A 17095-nucleotide genomic window follows, 5' to 3' on the forward strand; every position below is an offset into this window, starting at 1 on the left:
GGATCGCAAGTTCTGTTTTTGCAGGAAAAGCGGAAAATCTCCCCATCGAGACGCTGTTCAAGGAAATGCGCGATGAGGACGTTTATTCAACTAGCTTTGATGGCCCTGATGCTTGGCACGGTCGTCGTGAACAACGTCGCACTCGCCGATGATAGCCATTTGCTACCTATCGTCAGTAGCGTAGACTCGCTACAGCACACGCAGTCGGTAGGTGTGTTGTTGAGCGATAACACCCGCGACAACCTCAGCTACCTTGAACGCTACCACGACATGGCCTTGAATGGCGCCAAGGATGCCCTCGACGGGCGCATCCGCCAGGCGTTCGTCAACAGTTCCGACCCGGAACTGGCCATCGATTGGTTGATGAACTCGCTGCAAGGCAGTTTCTTGTCGGTGACTGTCTACGACAACCTGGATGCCCTGGTGCAGGCTCATCCGGATGTGGTGGTGATGCTCGATACCCATAACCAACTGCTGACCCAGCGTAACGACCAGGTCGAGGCGCGTTTTATTGCGCGGTTCTATGACGCGAACCTGCAATACATCGCCAAGGCCGAAGGCTCGGTGCACAAGCAGGTGCCATCGGTGTGGGTACGTGACAAGGCCGCGCCAGAGATTGCCGCGCAGATCGAGCAGCAGCGGGATGTGCAGCTGGATGCCTTGAAGCAGTTCGATGCGTCGCTCAAGGCGTTAGTCCGTGCGGGTTGATGTGAACCCTTATTTTTATAGTCAGGAATTTTTCATGCGCTCTTTTTTCGCCCCGGGCTTGGCCTTTGCTTCCCTGTTGCTGGCCGGTTGTGTTTCTGCTCCCAATGCACCAACGCTGACCCTGCAAACCAGCAAGGCCCCCGAGGCTTATGTGCAATGTGTGTTGCCCAAGCTGGAAAAGCACGGGATTACCTCCACCGTGACACAAGGCTCGCGCCACGCCAGGGTGTTGTTGACCAGTAAGATTGCCGCCGACGATGTACTGGAAGCCTACAAGTCCCAGGAGGGCGCCAAGGTGTTCTTGTATGAACGCAAGCCACTGGCGTCGACGATTACGCCGTCGCGGTTGGAGCTGGCTGCACAGGAATGTAAGTAACACACGATCCCTGTGGGAGCAGGCAAGCCCGCCCCCACAGTTTGGATGTGTGTAGGGCCTAGGGTTTGGCTTCGTTGCTGAAGGTGTTGACCGTCTTGATCAGCCCTTGAGCCGCCAACGCCACCAATTCCCCACCTTTCTCTACCGTCGCCAGCGCTGGGTCTGAGCCCATGCGCCCATCAGGGAAGCGCGCGCGGAAGTCCAGCGCTTCGCGGATCGGCCCGGTGTTGGCGATTTGTGGCGAATAGTCGGCGGTCTTGATCGATTCCGGGTACGCCCACTGCGTCACCGCGATCTCCGATGGCGTGGCATGGCTGCCATGGCCTACCGGGAATTGGCGTTGAGCCAGGTCATTCACACCTTCTAGGTCCCACCAGTTCACCAGCTTTAACGCAAATCCGGCCGGGCGGCGGGCGAAGCTGGCTTCGGCGTACAGCTCGGAAAATGCCGCTTCAATGGTGGCAACATTGCCACCGTGGCCGTTCAGGAACAGGATCTTCTCGAAACCGTGCCCGGCCAGCGAACGCACCCAGTCGCCAATGGCGGCCATGAAGGTGGAAGGGCGCAGGGAAATGGTGCCGGGGAAGCCCAGGTGGTGCTGGGCCATGCCGATGTTGAAGGTCGGGCCGATGAGGATGTCGGCATTCTTTTGCGCCTCGTGGGCGATGATTTCCGGGCACATCCAGTCGGTACCGAGCAGGCCGGTGGGGCCGTGCTGCTCGTTCGAACCGATGGGGATCACCACCGTGCGGCTGCGCTCCAGAAACTGCCCGATCTCGATCCAGGTGGATTGGTGTAAAAGCATTCGACGCTCTCTTTTTTATCTATGGGGACAGGCTATCCGCCACGGATTGTACGACTACTCGCCACCTGTTGGGGTTTGCAATTGAGGTACGTCGAGGACTTCAACCAGCGCTGGTCGGGGTACCACGAAAACATGAACTGCCCATCCTTGAGTTTATCCACTACCTGGCGCGCCACCTGCGGGCGCACGGCTGGGCAACCCTGGCTGCGGCCGATACGGCCTTCTCGCTTGCTCCACAACGGGCTCACGTAGTCGGCGGCATGAATCACGATGGCGCGGTCGCGGGCCTGGTCATTGAAGCCCGGCTCCAGGCCATCCATGCGCAATGAGTAACCGTGGGTGCCCAGATAACTCTCCTGGGTGCGGAACAGGCCCAGGCTGGATTGGTGGCTGCCTTCCAGGTTGGAGAACTGCGTGGCGAAGTTCTCCCCGGATTTGGCGCCATGGGCCACCAGGTCGCGCAGCACCAGGGTCTTCTTGCGCAAATCGAAGATCCACAGCCGACGGGCGGTCGAGGGCTGGGAGTAATCAATGACGGCCAGGCGATCGGAACGTTCTTCGCCGTTATTGACCGCGCACTGCACCGCGTTCAGGGCACTTTTCAAGACTGTGGGATTGAGTTCTGGAGCCGAGCGCGCCAGGCTGCTATACAAGGAAGGAGGAATCCCATTGGCGGCGAGCGCAAAATTGCTCAACGTAACCAAGGGCATGGCGATCAGGCCGAGGCGGCAAAGAAAATTCAACATCTACAGTACATCCCCCCGCTGTGGATTGGAGCTAAGACAATTGTTCAAAAAACACGCATGTTACTTGAGCATTTGCCTGCTCGTTGCACCATTGGTCGCGACAGCCGACGCGCTGCCGGTTGAGCCGTTGCCAGTGACCACGCCGGCGCCGGTCGATCTGGCGCCCGTGCAACAGGCGTTGGCGCAACTGCCCAGTGTCTGCCCAGGCCTGGCGCCGCAGATCGACGCCGTCGGCCAACTGCGCCTGCAAGCGTTCTACCAACAGCAGGGCAACGCGCCGTTGTGGTCAGCCGAAGAGCGCCGCCAAGCCTTGCACACCCAACTGCAAATGCTCGCCGATGACGGCCTGAACCCCACCCACTATAGCTTGCCTTCGGCGGACGCCACGGCCAACGTGCTGTGCAGCGATATCAGCATCAGCCAAAGCTACCTGCAAGCCCTGCAGGATCTGCACTACGGGCGCCTGCAGCAATCGCGCTTCGAACCGTTGTGGCATTCCCAACCGCCCACCCGCGACCCCAACATCGAAGTGCTGGCCTTTGCCGCCACCGGCCTGCAAGACATGGCCCAGGCGTTTGACCAGGCCCGTCCCAGCGCGGACCTCTACCGCAGCCTGCGTAACGCCTATTCCACTGTACGCCAGCAGCCGTTGCCCCATTGGGACCCGGTCGCCAGCGGCCCACTGTTGCGCCCCGGCATGGAAGACCCGCGCGTGCCGGAACTGGCGCGACGCCTGATCAGTGGCGGCTACCTGGCCAAGGCCTCCAGCGGCAAGCAGTACCACGACGAGCTGGTCAAGGCGGTCAAGGCCTTCCAGCTCAGCCACTCATTGCAGGCTGACGGCGTGATCGGCGCCGGCACCGTGGCGGAACTGAATATCAGCCCGGCGATCCGCCGCGAACAACTGCGCATCAACCTTGAACGCTTCCGCTGGCTGGCCCAGGACCTGGAGCCTGAAGGCGTGCTGGTCAACGTCGCCGCTGCGCAACTGAGCGTGTATCAGAGCGGCATCCCGGTATGGCAAACTCGCCTGCAAGTGGGTCGCGCCGAACGTCAGACGCCACTGCTCAAATCGCGCATCACGCGGCTGACGCTCAACCCCACCTGGACCATCCCGCCCACCATCATGCGCGAGGACAAGCTCCCGGCCATCCGCCTCAACCCCGAATACCTGCGCCAGCAAAACCTGCAAGTGCTCGACGCCGAAGGCCACCCGCTGGCACCCGAGCAAATTGACTGGGCGCGCCCCGGCAATATCCTGCTGCGCCAGGAAGCCGGCCCGCGCAACCCGCTGGGCAAGATTGTGATGCGCTTTCCCAACCCGTTTTCGGTGTACCTGCATGACACGCCCAGCCAGCCGCTGTTTACCAAAGGGCCGCGGGCGTTCAGCTCGGGCTGTGTGCGGGTCGAGCAACCGTTGTTGCTCAGGGATTTATTGGTAAGCCCGGCTGAGCGCGCCCGTACGGATGAGCTGCTGGCGACCGGCGTGACCCATGAGTTCAGGTTGGCGACACCGGTGCCGGTGCTGTTGGGCTACTGGACGGTCGAGGTCGACCGCCAGGGTGGGTTGGTGTACGCGCCGGATATTTATGCGCGGGACCTGGTGTTGATGAAGGCGATGGGGAGTGTGCTCTGAGGCACTCGCTCGACACCACCGCGGGCCTGTAGTGAGCGGGCTTGCCCCGCGCCGGGCTGCGGAGCAGCCCTGAATTCGGGCTAGGTTCTCGCGGGAGTGATGCGGGGTGGTCTTACTGGGGCTGCTTTGCAGCCCGGCGCGGGGCAAGCCCGCTCACTACAAAGACCTCTTTTGCCGTAGAGGTGAGACTTGTCAAAATCATTGCAGTTGCCTGATCTGGCGTCATGAAGGCGGTGTCGACTGTCAGCGGTGCTTCATTCCAATCTTCGTACTCATGCACCAGAACCGACGCCCAGGTTGGAGGCGCCAGGCCGGCAATATCCCCCGCACGGGCTTCTACCCGCCGTTGATGTTCCAGCCGGTCAGAGCAAATCACCCTGACATCCAGCAACGCCACCTCTGCCGTTGCCGCTACGGTCTTCCACGCTTCCCGACTTTCCTCGACCGGGTTCACGCAGTCGGCTACCACTGTGTGACCCAAGCTTAGATTGCTCAACGCCAGCGCGTTCGCCACGCCATAGCCGCTGGCGCCCACATCAGTCGCCAACACGCCAGCCTCGCGGATCGCCTGTTCGATCACGTCGATGCGCAGGTAAACCGCGCCGATCTGGCGCGACAGTTCGCGGGCAATCGTGGTTTTGCCGGTGCCGGGCAGTCCGCTGAAGACAATTAACATGCGTTGCTCTCGATGGGGTTGGGCCGGTTCAGAGTATCCTTCAGTTCCCCCACAGGTCGACCACGGGACAGCCGATGCCTTTGCCGTTCGTAAAAATGCACGCCCACGGCGACGATTTCATCATCGTTGACCGCCGTGGACTCGACGATCCGATTAGCCCGCAAATCGCCCGCCAGTTGGGTAACCGCCACACCGGAATCGGCTTCAACCAGCTGGCTGTGCTGCTCGACTGTGAAGACGCCGCCGCGCGCATCAAGTTCTGGAACCCCAACGGCACGCCACTGGCAACCTGCGGCAGCGCCACCCGTGGTGTGGCCGACCGTTTGATGCATGAGGCCGGCACGGATTCGGTGGTGCTGCGCACTGATCGGGGCCTGCTGACCTGCGTGCGTGCGCCGGGGCGGCAAGTGTCGGTGAATATGGGCGAGCCTTCGCTGGAGTGGTCGGCAGTACCGCTGGCTGAAGCCATGGACACACGCACCTTGCCTCTGGAAGGCAACCCGGCGGCGTGCAGCATGGGCAACCCCCATTGCACGTTTTTCGTGGAAGACATCGCGGCTGTCGACGTAGCGGCCCTGGGCCCGGCGCTGGAAAACCACCCACTGTTCCCGGCCAAGACCAATGTGCATTTCGTGCAGGTGCTCGACCGGGGCCACATCCGCCTGCGTATCTGGGAGCGCGGCGGTGGCGTGCCGTTGGGTTCCGGCTCGTGCTGCTGTGGGGCGGTGGTCAATGGGATTCGGCGTGGGTTGCTGGATGCCACGGTGCAGGTGCAATGCGACGGCGGCACCGTGACCGTGCACTGGGCAGGCGAGGGCGATGTGGTGCTGACGGGCAGTGTGGAGCCGGTCATGCAGGGCAGCGTCTACGTGCCCTGAAACTTCACGGTAAATGTGGTGCCGAGTGTGGTACAGGAACTCACCGCCACATCCCCGCCGTGTACCTTGGCCAACTCGCGCACGATATACAGGCCAAGGCCCACACTGCGCACATCGCTGCCTTGGTCGGTGCCACGGGTCATGGGCTCGAACAGCCCGGCCAGCAGCACTTTGGGAATCGCCGCCCCATAATTGTGTACTGACACTTCGCAGGCACCATCGCCCAGCCGCGACGTCACCGTGATCGGCTGTTGCAGGTCGCCATAGGCCACGCTGTTGGCCACCAGGTTGCCGATGATCTGCTGCACGCGGTCGGCGTCCAGGTTGGCATCGCCATGGCCTTGTGCGTGATGCTCCAGTGTTGCCTTGGGAAACGCCACGCGCAGTTCATCCACGGCGCGGTGAATCACGCTGTGCAAATCCAGAGGGGCCGCCTTGATGACGATGCCCTGGCCGACACGGGCCTGGGTGAAGTCCAACAGGTCGGCGATCATGCGCTGGGCGCGCTCGGACGATTGACCGATATGCCCCAGCAGTTGGCGTTCCTTGGCCGTGCGTTCGCCACGGCTGAGAAAGTCGGACGCCATGCGGATCGCGGTGAGCGGGTTTTTCAGGTCATGGCTGACAATCGCGACCATCTGCTCGGCGAACAGCGCACGGCGTTGAGCGATGGCATAGGCCTCGCTCAACTCGGCCTGGGCTTGATGCAGTGCCAGTTCAGCGGCGGTTTTTTCCTGCAGCAGCGCTTCGGCCGTTTTGTGGGCGTTCAGCAGCTCCCGCTCGTATTTGTCGCGATCAGTCGTGCCAAACAACGCGAGGTCGTAGACCACGTGATCGGCCAGTTCGCGTTTATTGCCGTTGAGCAGCATGGTCAGCTTGTGCCCGTCGCGGTGCAGCAGGTCCAGTTTCACCTCGGCGACACTGCCGTGCATGCGCAGCATCGGCGCCAGGTGGGTCTGGTGGAAAATCCGCCCGCCCATGGTCAGCAGGTCCTGGAAACGCTGGCCGCACAATTCGGCAGTGCTGAACCCCAGCCACTCGCTGAAGCGCGCGTTGGCCTGCAGGATCGTGCCGTCTTGCGCGGTGACTGCCAGGGCGCAGGCGGCGCTGTCGAATAGCTCAGCCGGCATCGGGCACGGCCCACGGTGCCAGAAACGCTTGCATAGCAGTCGCGCAGGCGTGCGGCGCGCTCATGTGAGGGCAATGGCCGACGTTGTCCACCAGGCAATAGGTGCTGTTGGGCAGTACGCTGTGCAGGTATTCGCCCACGGCGATGGGGGCGATCAGGTCATCGGTCGATTGCAAGATCAGCACCGGGGTGGTCAGGCCGATCACGTCCTTGCGGTTGTCCGACATAAACGTGACCCGCGCGAATTGCTTGGCGATGTCGGGTTCGGTGCGGCAGAAACTGTCGGTCAGCGTGTCACTCAACGCCGGTTGGTCGGGCGCGCCCATGATCACCGGGGCCATGGCACTGGACCAGCCGAGGTAATTGCTGTCGAGGGTGTCGAGCAGGTCATTGATATCGCTGCGCTTGAAGCCGCCGACATAACCGTCTTCGTCGATATAGCGCGGCGACGGGCCGATCATCACATGGGCGGCAATACGGCCGGGGGCCAGGCGGTCGGCGAGGGTGCCGATCATCGCGCTGACCGAGTGGCCCACGTGAATGACGGGGCCGACCGCGTATTGATCAATGATCTCGTTCAGATCGCGGGCGTAGCCATCCAGAGCACTGTATTTAGCCTTGTCAAAAGCGCTGAGGTCCGACAGCCCGGCGCCAACCAAGTCGTACAGCACGACCCGAAAACGCTCGCAAAATGACGGGACCAAGTAATTCCACATGGCTTGGTTGCAGCCAAACCCGTGGGAAAACACCAGCGTCGAGGCGCCGTTGCCCATCACACTGACGTTGTTGCGCTTTTGTAAGTCCATGCAGGGCCCCGGTTATGGCTTATTGCTATGCGTGCGGCAGTTTAAATAGTCAATGCCGCAGGGTCACGCGTTATAGCGCTGATAAGGTAAAGTCGGCGCCTTCAGGAAGAAACTTCAGGTAACAAAACATGATGCGGTGTGTGCGGCAATCCGTCTTGAGTCTGCTGGTGATTGCCAGCCTGTTTGCCACCGCCCAGGCAGACACTTCGCCCATCGGCGTGGCCCTTGACCAGCGAGTGATCGACCTCACCAACACCCTCGATGCCATCACTACCACCCGTCTGAAAAAGCAACTTGCCGATCTGGAGCAGCGCAAAGGCTCGCAGGTTGCCGTGTTGCTGGTGCCCAGCACCGGCGGCGCGAGTATCGAGGATTTTTCCAACCAACTGTTCCGGGCCTGGAAGCTGGGGCGCAAGGGCGTTGACGACGGCATCCTACTGGTGGTGGCCAAGGACGACCGCAAAGTGCGCATCGAAGTGGGCTATGGCCTGGAAGGCACGGTCACCGATTTGCTGACGCATCAGATCATCGAAGCGCACATCAAGCCGGCGTTTGCTCAGGGGGATTTTGCAGGCGGTGTCTCCGAGGGCGTGAACGACCTGGTGGTGTTGGTGGACGGCGGCGACTTGCCCAAAATCGCGGAGCCAGGGATCAATCCCCAGTTCATTGGGATATTTCTCGCGTTTATCATCGGTGCCATTGGCGGTGTGCTGCTTGCCGCCGGCAAGCTGCATTGGCGCCGCGCCGTGATTGCCGCAGTGGCGGTCACCGGCCTGTTGGCGATTTTTTGCGGCGGCCGCGAATGGCCGATGTTCCTTATCGTAATGCCGCTGATCCTGCTGATCGGCGGCGCCGCGTTTGGCGCGTTGTGGCTGGCGCGCGGGGTGTTTTACGGCGTGACTGGGCTGCTGGCCTACACCCTTGGGTTGGTGGCGGTGGATCGTTGGTACGCAGACGTCAACTTCATCCACTGGCTGGGGTTTCCGGTGGGGGCGTTGGTGGTACTGGGCTTATACCTGATCCTGTTCGTGGTGTTGAGGGACGCCTGGAAGCAAAGCCGAGTGGGCTTTTTCGCGCGGCTGGCGGCTGCTGTGGCGGTCTATGTCGCGGCGGGGACGCTGATGGAACTCGGCCGTAATGGCTGGCTGTACGCGTTCCCCATTGCTTCGTTTGCGGCGCTGTTCATCTTTGGCAAGACCCGCGGTGGGGTGGGGTCGAGCTCGGACGACTCTTCAAGCTCAAGCTCCAGCAGTTCCAGCTCCAGCAGCAGCTCGAGCAGCAGCTCCTCTGGTGGCGGTGGTTCCAGCGGTGGCGGCGGAGCGTCCGGAAGCTGGTAGTAGCTACTGCAAATCGCCAGTGGCATTCACCTCAAGATATTCGCGATGATGTCGATAGGATCTCATCGCTCACAAGGACAGTCCTCCCGATGAAACTGCTGAAACTCGCCGCCGTATTGACCCTTCCACTGCTCGGCGCCTGCTCCGACTACCACTACAAAAACTACCAGGGCGACTGGGCCCCGGAAAAACTTCACCCCGTCGACCTCTCCAACAACGCGCCGGACGCCGTGCTGGTGTACTTCGACACCTGGCGCGAGCGCGAGCTGGGCGTGCCGTTCCACCGCCTGGTATTGGCCGTCGAAGTAGATGGCCAGCCGCTGCCCGGGGCAGGGCGTCGTTCGATCCTGGACGTCAGCGGCGAGCAAGCCCTCAAACTCACGCCGGGCAAGCACTCGCTGCGCTGGTGCAACGTGTCGATGAATGCTCTGGGCACCGGTGGCGCGTTCTGCAACAAAGGCGCGGACGACGTCGACTTCAAAGCCGGCCAGCGTTACATGGTGACCTACCGCCTGACGGCCAGCACCAAAGGTATCGGGCCTGTGGGGCCGCACTACAGCACTGAATACCGCACCTATTCGAGCATCCGGAACCTGGACACCCAGGAAGTGATTTTCCCATTGCCGGGTGAGGAAGAATGACCCCGCCGGTGCGCGTCACAACACCTTAGACAAAAACACCCGGCTGCTGCCCTGCGGTTCGCACGGTATCTCGCCGAACCGCACCCAGCCACGCCTCTCGTAAAACCCCGGCGCCTGGAAACTCAGGGTATACAACACCGCGTTAGCACAACCCCGGCGCCGGGCCTCATCTTCAAAGGCTTGCAGCAACTGGCTGCCGAGCCCAGTGCCGCGCAGCGAATCGGGCAGGTGGAACAGGTCGAGGAAGGCCATGCCCAAGGTGGTCTTGCCGGTGATGCCGCCGAGGATTTGCTGGGTGTCGGGGTCCTTGATCAGCACCGTGAGCAAGCGCCGATCGTTGTAGCCGGTGATGGCTTCGTTGAAGGCCGCCAGGCCGCTGCCCAGGATGCGCTCGGCGTCGGGGTTGGGTTGGTCGCTGACCTCAATACGCGGCACGTTCATCCCTGGAGCGCCATGACCATCTCATGCCACGCCATCCCGCCGTGATCCGACGGCGAAGGTCGCACATAGCGATAGCCCATGCGCTCGTACAGCGGCACATGCCGTTCCTTGCACATCAAGTGAATCGTCTGCTTGCCCATCCCGCGCATGCGCTGCACAAACTCGGTCATCAACGCCGTGGAATACCCCTTGCCCTGATGCGCCGGGTCGACCACCACCGACATGATCACCACATTCGGCGCCTCGGCCGAATGCCCCACCAACTCCTTGAATGCCTCGTCCGACATCACCACATCGTGAGCGCAGCCGCAGTTGATAAAACCTACCACCTCGCCATCGGCTTCCAGGATCAGAAAGCCCTGCGGATATTGCGCAATGCGCGTGGCGATTTTTTCCAGGGTGGCGGCTTCGTCGCCTTCGTAGGCGGTGGTTTCAATCTCGAAGCAACGAGCGGCGTCAGCGGGGAGGGCGTTGCGGAAAGTGAGGGCGGGCATGGGGTGTCCTGGGGGTGTTGAGCGAAAGGCCACATCATAGGCATCACGCAAGATCACTGCCAGTCATGCTGCCGTCTTCGCGGCCTCGCTAAAGCTCGACGGCTCCCACAGGGGAACTGCATTGTCGGGCCGTTTGGCGATCTAAATGTGGGAGCTGTCGAGCTTTAGCGAGGCTGCGAAGGCGGCGGTACAGACACCATCAAGTCTTGGTCAATTAGAAGTTTTTAGATCGCCAGAAACCAGAGAACCCGCCTAAGCGGGTGCTCTCACAACTCAAATCACATCAACCCGCAGCAGGCGAATCAAACCCCCGCTTCTCAATCACCGTAAACACGTCCGCAACATCCTGGACCATGATTCGGGCGGTATTGGCGACGGTATTGATATCGTGCTCGGCATAGTCGGAAACGTTGGAACAGGCCATCAAGTGCAGATAGGCGAGGGCAGCATTCAAACGCTCGCTGGCGCAGGCATGCAGCTCGCTGAGTGGGGCCTCGCTGTCGATCAGCAAAAAGGGGTAGTCGGTTGCGGTTTGGGACATGGGGGTGAAGCGGCGGGGCGGGTGTTGATTAGTCATAAGGTTCGATTCTATTTTGGGTAAAAAGAACTGCCACCTAGCTGCTGCGAAACAGATTGGGTGGCGACTGTGCGCGGGTTCGCAGACCAGGAAGAATCACCCCCGGCAGACCCGAAGGTCTCCCACGCACAGCCGCCATAAAGCGAGACGCAGGCGGACTTCGCCTGAGGGTCTGATGACTGTGCAGGTTGATTCTATTTTTTAGGGCTGCGAAACCCTGTCGCTGACAAAGGTTGGCGACGCGCCGAATAATAAGGTGCGGCTCTACCGTATGCAAGAAAGTATCAGTGCGCCGATGTAACCATTTAGAGATCAGGCGAGAGTTACCAGTGGTAGATGTCGAGCCACATAATGTGCGTGGTCTGGACACCGGGGCAAGCCTTTAGAGCTGAAGGTACAGTCATACACTCTGGTTTTCTAAAATTACTGATACACAGCACCTATCTCAGATCCTCAGAGTAAGCTAATGTAGGTGGCTCTATGCCACCTTGTTGGTTTGGCTGACAACGGAGAGTCAAAAGTGAGGATAAAATCAATAACTATCACCAATATTGGGGGTGTTAGTAATTTAGAAGTTACGTTTGACAAGTCTATGAATATTATCTGTGGTCCTAATGGGGTCGGAAAAACCACTATATTGGAGTGTGTAGCTCACAGCTTTGCGGCTTATGGGCATAGTATATTAAAACGAAGTGCTAACTCTACTTCTGGTAAATTTGTCACAAAAATAGCGTTGGGGGATACCAGCGAATTTGATGTTTCAGTGAATATCTCGGAATTTGTCGCTAACGGTTCGGGCGTGAATTTTGGAGGGCGTGCAGATATGAGTAAATATCTGTTATCGCTAAAAGCGATCAGAACTATAAGCTACAAGTCACTTGGTTCTGTTTCTGTTGACGTCGAAAAAGCCTCTCAGCACACGCAGCAGGAGGCTTTGAATGGAAGTAATATTTCGGAAACTAAAGCGTGGTTTGTTCATCGGGTTCTGTGGTCTGGGCACGAAGGCTCTCTTTCGAAAGAACAGATATATAACTTAAGTCGCATTCAAGGTTTTTTCTCTCTACTTGATAGTAGTGTTAAATTTAATAGGGTTCTTGCATCCTCTAATGATATTATGATAAGTACCTCGGCGGGTGAGATTTATTATGAATACCTTTCGTCAGGATTTAAGGCTTGTCTTGCATTGTTGTTTGGGATTGCTAAAGATATTGAGTTTAGATTTAAGGATCCAAATATTAAAATTGATGAATTTGATGGGGTGGTTTTGGTCGATGAAATTGAACTTCACCTACATCCTGCTTGGCAGAGCAAAGTTCCAGAGTTGCTGAGAAAAGCTTTTCCTAAAGCTCAATTTATTGTTACGACTCATAGTCCTCATGTGATTCAGGCCGCTCAGCCTAGCGAAGTAATAGCTCTAGAAGTCAGCGATGGGAATGTTCATGTACGCCCCCTCCCGTCCAGCGAATTCGGATTTCAGGGGTGGACGGTAGAAGAGGTATTATCCGATGTCATGGGCATGGAGGATACTCGAACGCCACTTTACCACAAGCTATTATCAGGATTTGAAGGCGCAATTGAAGAAGAAGACTACGAGGTGGCGCGTGGTTTTTATAACAAAATTGATGCCTTGCTTCATCCGGAAAATCACTTGCGCAAGCTTTTAAAGTTTCAACTGGCTGCGGTCAAGGTGTAATGATTATGATCAAGTTGACCAGGGCGGAACAGCCATTATATTTGACTGGTGAGGTAGTTGAACTACTCACTCAGAAGTTTAAAAATTCCAAAGAAAGTGTCTGGAATGATGATCGTATCAAAGTGCCTTTGTTGGTTTCTAGTCAGGGGAAGTGTGCGTATTGTGAGTGCAGTGTTTCGGAGGAAAGCAAATATATGGAGGTGGAGCATTTTCGGGATAAGCATAGTTATCCGGATTTAGTCGTTGAGTGGCATAATTTGCTGCCTTCTTGCAAACGCTGTAATGGGAAAAAGGGAGGTCATGATGTGGGTGATATTCCGATTGTAAATCCCTATGAGGATTTGCCGTCCGATCATCTCTACTATCAAGATTTTCGAATAAAGGGCCGAACGGAGAAAGGGGTGGATACGGTCGAGGTCATTGATCTTAACAATATCAAGCGCGCAGCGATCAAGAGGTTTGAGGTAGGGCAGGCTGCTTTGGATTCCATATTGTCGTGTCAGAGACTATTGTCGGTTTACTTAGTTGAGCGGTTACCGCGCATGCGGAACAGGGTCTCTCGTCATATGGAGGGTATATTAGAAGAGTGTCAGCCGTGTTCAATCTACGCCGCAACGACCGCAACCGTTGTGCTGAACTCCGCCGATTATATATTGCTGAAGTCTGAAATGGTGGCATGTGGTGCGTGGACAGATGAGTGCGAGAGGATGGACTCCGTAGCACGTCAAATAGCTTTGCCACCGACTTCTGTGTTAGATGAGGATGCTATTATATGAAGCTGCGGGCCGTTGTCTTTTAGTTTGTTCGAGTTTCTTAGCTGTGGACATATTCGCTTTATTTGCACTGCCCGGACCTAAATCCTGGGGCCGGGCGGTGCTGTGGAGTGCTTTCAATGGCGTAGAAGTGTGTTTTTCAAACCCCACCCACCAACTTCCCCCCCTCCATCCTGCGCTTATAAGCACTGTCCCGACTCGCCAACCAGAGATACAACGGCGACGTCACCACTAACCCCACCACCCACGACAAATGCGCCCCGTTGATGTGCTCCGAAATCGGCCCCACATACAGCGGCGTGTTCATGAACGTAAAAACGGGGTCAGACCACCATTATTTGTGTCATTTTGGCATCGCTCCAGCCCCGGTCAACCTTCCTGTTACCGGAGTGCAAGCCCGACTCCACTTATACTGCCTGCCGCCGCAAGGTCAGGATGTCAGCTCGGGTCGGCATCTGCCCGTCATGATAGACGTCTGTCGGCCAGAAGCAGCCCTTCGAGGCGAACCGCATTTGGCTCTTCATCCACCACTGATATGGAGGAACTATCCTTGGAAAACCGTTCAGGGTGACTCTCCGTATGCTCCAGATTTATTAGCCTGCTGTTCTTCCTGTTTTCACCGTCGCGTGAAAAACTGCGCGCTCTTTGCCGCTCACTTTTTGTCTGTTTTGATGGAACTGCCGATGGACATCATGGATACCAAGCAAGAAAACACCCTTGAAAAATCACTCAGGCTGGCGGCGGATGAACCGGCCCATCGACCTGACTTTTTCAAGACTCTGTTGAATTCCACTATCTACGTCCTTGGCACTGCCGGCACTGGCGAAGGGCAAGTCAACCTCGAGGCTGGTAGCAACATCAGCATCGCGCATTGGCAAAAGCCTGACGGCTCCGCTGTCATCCCGTTTTTTTCTTCGTTGCAAACACTACAAATTTCCATAGATAGCGAAGAGTCCTACGTAGAGATCCCGGCCAGATCGCTGTTTGAAATCACACTGGGTACCCCTCTTTTCCTCAATCCAAAGTCTCCTTACGGGAAAGAGTTTTTCCCGGAGGAAGTGCGCCATCTGCTCTCCGACGAGATCGGCCAAAAGCCGATGCAACGCACGGTCGAAAAAGACACCCAAGTGCTGCTCGGACAGCCGTCGCAATATCCGTCGAAGATGGTCAACTCAGTCACACAATTACTCGCCAAACATCGCAACGTAAAGCATGCATTTCTGGCCTTGATGCATGACGCATCGTCTGATCAAAAGCCTCATCTGATCATTGGTATTGAAGCGGACGGAGATATTGAACGGGTCATGCGCGAAGCAGGTAACGTTGCCGGGGATACCGCTCCGGATGGCGAAACCGTTGACCTCTATCGCGTTCACGAAGGGGAATCAGGCCTTAGCGATTACTTCCTCAAACAAACCACACCCTTCTATGAACGAAAGTCGGCAGGCTGGCTGCGTTCATTGTTTGGCTTGGGCAAAGCGTGACAGAGATCAACGCCGTGCTAACCGCCGAGCAGGCCTGCGAAATCGTGCTTGGCCTGTTTGACGGCGTCATGAGAGATGGCAAACCTGAGCGTTTTGTCATTCAGTCATGTGAGCTTTCCGCCAACGGTGATTACTGGGTTATTCGCAGTAACAGTGAGGATTACGTCGTCCACGGAATGACGGAGTTCTGCTACGTCGGTGTTAACGCGCACTTGATCAACGTCATGACGGGCGAGCGTGAGACAGTCGTCAGTTGCATGAGTGTCGATGAGTATCTGCAAGACAAATACGATCTGGAGGCAGTGTCGGGCAACCAGTATGTACTGACCCCCGCAATTGACCGAGGCGACAAACGGGCGCTGGTCAATTTGCGTCGAAAACTGCAGTGCACCTATCCGCAAACCCTTGCGTTGCTGACGGGCAAACAACGACTTTGGCTTACAGGTAAACGCAGCCTTCTTGAAGAAGCGCAGCGACTGCTTCTCGAACAAGGCATAACCACCCAAATCGAGTTAGTGCTTGATGCCGGCGAAGCAGTCGCCATCGGCGTCGAAACCTGGCACATCGAAGCGGTGTTGAGGGCTGTGCGCAAGAGGTTGTGCTGAGCCGACGCCAAGGAGCAGTCATATAAAATGCCGTAACCCACCATCAATAGAGACGGCCGGCGCCATGCCCCAGCACACAAGTCACCTATTTGCTTATGTAAGGAAAATCAGCGATTTCCGGCCTGACGTTACCGCTATCGTGCTTTTCGGCCTGAGGGCCGAAGACGATGACCTGGTGTATCTGGAGATACGCTTTAAGGACTACGCAAAACTCCAAATTGAAGGCGACCACTTGATACTTGGATTGGATGAGGCACTGGAAAGCGCCGAGTTCGAGTACGGTATTTTGCCAAATGATTGGCGAGTAATGAGCGAGGCGGAAATTCAGCGAATCCCATTCTTTGTCGGTGGAGCATGCGTTTAGTGAGTTGACCGCTTTGGGTCGATTTCAATAAGTCGTGACAGTCAATAAATGACCCAGAGTGAACGCCCTAAAAAAACAGAGCAGTCTCCTCCCTCCGCCAAATCAAATCTCAAGCGCGGCTCTTACAGTGCGCACGTAGGAGGTTGAGCTGAATACGAATGGGCCAACGCCAGGTACTACGCGAGGTTCTTCATATCCATTTTCGTAAGCAAATGCCTCCCAAATTATCTCAGCACAGAATCTGCGAATTTGCACTGAGTAGGCTCCGCATCCGATGTCACCACACTCGGGGCAAATATAGATGAGCACCCGATAGGGCTCTGCCTGGGGCTGGTCGCATCGAATCAAGCTCTGGGCAAACCGGAGATTCTGTTCTGGATAACCTGATACGAACCCACTCATGTAGTCAGAATGCCCACCGTCAGCGGTCACCAGAATTTCCAGTAAAGAATGCTCGTCGATTTGAAAATCAGCAAAGCTACGCTCAACACTGCTACAGCCGTCCGATGAGCTTCCGGGGCGAACCCTATCCTCAAAGGTCATAGTGTTGTGCGGCATGCCTTACTCCTTGCTTAAAGGTACTCAGAATTAGACACATTGGGCACGAGTCAGGCAAGGCCGGAGGACTTCGGCGAATGTCCGGTTGTGGCCGATTGTGTTGAAAAAGTTGGTTTGTCCAAAACGCTCGGATACAGATAGGTAAAAACACCTGTTTTGCGTGCTGCTACATGAAATCCGAGTCGTGAACCTTCTGCCAAAAACACAGATTTCAATCTCGGGCGCGAACTTTTCTACCGTGGAAACCGAAGCCGACTTTTTCAACACAATCGGCCGATAGCAGTCTTTAGGAAGTGCGGCCGCTGGACAAGCATGCGGGTACCACTATGGCCAAGCGACTTCGCAATGATCAGATCCGGTCCGTTGTT

Annotated in this window: 20 protein-coding genes and 1 pseudogene; 11 read left to right on the top strand and 10 right to left on the bottom strand. The window is 57.3% G+C overall.

Annotated features, from left to right (window positions below):
- Positions 1–72: 72 nt before the first annotated feature.
- Both AB4O35_RS18395 and AB4O35_RS18400 read left to right on the top strand, forming a co-directional pair.
- Entirely contained in the window at positions 73–708 is a 636-nt protein-coding gene (locus AB4O35_RS18395; RefSeq protein WP_049712788.1) for a hypothetical protein, read from the top strand.
- 34 nt (positions 709–742) lie between these two features.
- Positions 743–1084, top strand: coding sequence for a hypothetical protein (locus AB4O35_RS18400; protein WP_049712789.1), 342 nt, complete (start codon positions 743–745; stop codon positions 1082–1084).
- 58 nt (positions 1085–1142) lie between these two features.
- Here the strand turns inward: AB4O35_RS18400 and AB4O35_RS18405 are convergent, their stop codons facing one another.
- Positions 1143–1889: a creatininase family protein gene (locus tag AB4O35_RS18405; RefSeq protein WP_065872172.1), complete on the bottom strand. Its 747-nt coding sequence runs from the start codon at positions 1887–1889 to the stop codon at positions 1143–1145.
- Between the two features lie 32 nt (positions 1890–1921).
- Positions 1922–2635: a murein L,D-transpeptidase catalytic domain family protein gene (locus AB4O35_RS18410; RefSeq protein ID WP_049712791.1), complete on the bottom strand. Its 714-nt coding sequence runs from the start codon at positions 2633–2635 to the stop codon at positions 1922–1924.
- Positions 2636–2675: 40 nt separating this feature from the next.
- Here AB4O35_RS18410 and AB4O35_RS18415 point away from each other — a divergent pair, with 40 nt between their 5' ends.
- Entirely contained in the window at positions 2676–4271 is a 1596-nt protein-coding gene (locus AB4O35_RS18415) for a L,D-transpeptidase family protein (RefSeq protein WP_065946303.1), read from the top strand.
- Positions 4272–4383: 112 nt separating this feature from the next.
- Here AB4O35_RS18415 and AB4O35_RS18420 read toward each other — a convergent pair whose 3' ends face one another.
- The gene (locus AB4O35_RS18420) at positions 4384–4947 is read right to left on the bottom strand and encodes a P-loop nucleotide/nucleoside kinase family protein (RefSeq protein WP_065946302.1); all 564 of its coding nucleotides are present in this window, start codon (positions 4945–4947) and stop codon (positions 4384–4386) included.
- Positions 4948–5021: 74 nt separating this feature from the next.
- Between AB4O35_RS18420 and dapF the strand changes: the two genes are divergently transcribed.
- Positions 5022–5825 (top strand): diaminopimelate epimerase, encoded by an 804-nt coding sequence (gene dapF / locus AB4O35_RS18425; protein WP_065872175.1) that lies wholly within the window; start codon positions 5022–5024, stop codon positions 5823–5825.
- Here the strand turns inward: dapF and AB4O35_RS18430 are convergent.
- A complete protein-coding gene (locus tag AB4O35_RS18430) occupies positions 5813–6955 on the bottom strand; it encodes a PAS domain-containing sensor histidine kinase (protein ID WP_065946301.1) in 1143 nt (380 codons plus the stop codon). The genes dapF and AB4O35_RS18430 overlap by 13 nt on opposite strands.
- The gene (locus tag AB4O35_RS18435; RefSeq protein WP_065872177.1) at positions 6945–7760 is read right to left on the bottom strand and encodes an alpha/beta fold hydrolase; all 816 of its coding nucleotides are present in this window, start codon (positions 7758–7760) and stop codon (positions 6945–6947) included. The genes AB4O35_RS18430 and AB4O35_RS18435 overlap by 11 nt, the downstream gene beginning before the upstream one ends.
- A 128-nt stretch (positions 7761–7888) precedes the next feature.
- On the opposite strand from AB4O35_RS18435, the gene AB4O35_RS18440 reads away from it, so the two are divergent.
- Together AB4O35_RS18440 and AB4O35_RS18445 are read left to right on the top strand one after the other, a co-directional pair.
- Positions 7889–9097 (top strand): TPM domain-containing protein, encoded by a 1209-nt coding sequence (locus AB4O35_RS18440; RefSeq protein WP_065946300.1) that lies wholly within the window; start codon positions 7889–7891, stop codon positions 9095–9097.
- Between the two features lie 89 nt (positions 9098–9186).
- Positions 9187–9738 carry a hypothetical protein gene (locus AB4O35_RS18445; protein ID WP_065872179.1) on the top strand — a complete coding sequence of 184 codons (552 nt, stop codon included), beginning with the start codon at positions 9187–9189 and terminating at the stop codon, positions 9736–9738.
- Between the two features lie 15 nt (positions 9739–9753).
- On the opposite strand, the gene AB4O35_RS18450 is transcribed toward AB4O35_RS18445, so the two are convergent.
- The 3 genes from AB4O35_RS18450 to AB4O35_RS18460 form a co-directional block, all read right to left on the bottom strand.
- A complete protein-coding gene (locus AB4O35_RS18450; RefSeq protein ID WP_065872180.1) occupies positions 9754–10179 on the bottom strand; it encodes a GNAT family N-acetyltransferase in 426 nt (141 codons plus the stop codon).
- Entirely contained in the window at positions 10176–10673 is a 498-nt protein-coding gene (locus AB4O35_RS18455) for a GNAT family N-acetyltransferase (RefSeq protein ID WP_065872181.1), read from the bottom strand. Before AB4O35_RS18455 ends, AB4O35_RS18450 begins: the two co-directional genes overlap by 4 nt.
- Before the next feature lie 283 nt (positions 10674–10956).
- On the bottom strand, positions 10957–11250 hold the full coding sequence (locus AB4O35_RS18460; RefSeq protein ID WP_065946299.1) for a fructose-bisphosphate aldolase: 294 nt from the start codon (positions 11248–11250) through the stop codon (positions 10957–10959).
- Between the two features lie 520 nt (positions 11251–11770).
- Between AB4O35_RS18460 and AB4O35_RS18465 the strand changes: the two genes are divergently transcribed.
- Together AB4O35_RS18465 and AB4O35_RS18470 are read left to right on the top strand one after the other, a co-directional pair.
- A complete protein-coding gene (locus AB4O35_RS18465; protein WP_065946298.1) occupies positions 11771–12943 on the top strand; it encodes an AAA family ATPase in 1173 nt (390 codons plus the stop codon).
- A 5-nt stretch (positions 12944–12948) separates the two neighbouring features.
- On the top strand, positions 12949–13719 hold the full coding sequence (locus tag AB4O35_RS18470) for an HNH endonuclease family protein (protein WP_065946348.1): 771 nt from the start codon (positions 12949–12951) through the stop codon (positions 13717–13719).
- A 136-nt stretch (positions 13720–13855) separates the two neighbouring features.
- Here AB4O35_RS18470 and AB4O35_RS18475 read toward each other — a convergent pair.
- Positions 13856–14026 (bottom strand): annotated as a pseudogene (locus AB4O35_RS18475) (cytosine permease); the annotation flags it as partial.
- 382 nt (positions 14027–14408) lie between these two features.
- On the opposite strand from AB4O35_RS18475, the gene sseB reads away from it, so the two are divergent.
- The 3 genes from sseB to AB4O35_RS18490 all read left to right on the top strand — a co-directional run bounded on the left by sseB (position 14409) and on the right by AB4O35_RS18490 (position 16169).
- Positions 14409–15200 carry an enhanced serine sensitivity protein SseB gene (gene sseB / locus AB4O35_RS18480; RefSeq protein ID WP_065946347.1) on the top strand — a complete coding sequence of 264 codons (792 nt, stop codon included), beginning with the start codon at positions 14409–14411 and terminating at the stop codon, positions 15198–15200.
- Complete coding sequence (locus AB4O35_RS18485; RefSeq protein ID WP_460149171.1) at positions 15197–15805, top strand: hypothetical protein; 609 nt, start codon at positions 15197–15199, stop codon at positions 15803–15805. Before sseB ends, AB4O35_RS18485 begins: the two co-directional genes overlap by 4 nt.
- Before the next feature lie 64 nt (positions 15806–15869).
- Entirely contained in the window at positions 15870–16169 is a 300-nt protein-coding gene (locus tag AB4O35_RS18490; protein ID WP_065882010.1) for a hypothetical protein, read from the top strand.
- 102 nt (positions 16170–16271) lie between these two features.
- Here the strand turns inward: AB4O35_RS18490 and AB4O35_RS18495 are convergent, their stop codons facing one another.
- The gene (locus tag AB4O35_RS18495; RefSeq protein WP_065882012.1) at positions 16272–16727 is read right to left on the bottom strand and encodes a hypothetical protein; all 456 of its coding nucleotides are present in this window, start codon (positions 16725–16727) and stop codon (positions 16272–16274) included.
- Positions 16728–17095 lie beyond the last annotated feature (368 nt).

It is taken from the genome of Pseudomonas sp. H1_A03 (genome assembly GCF_054685145.1).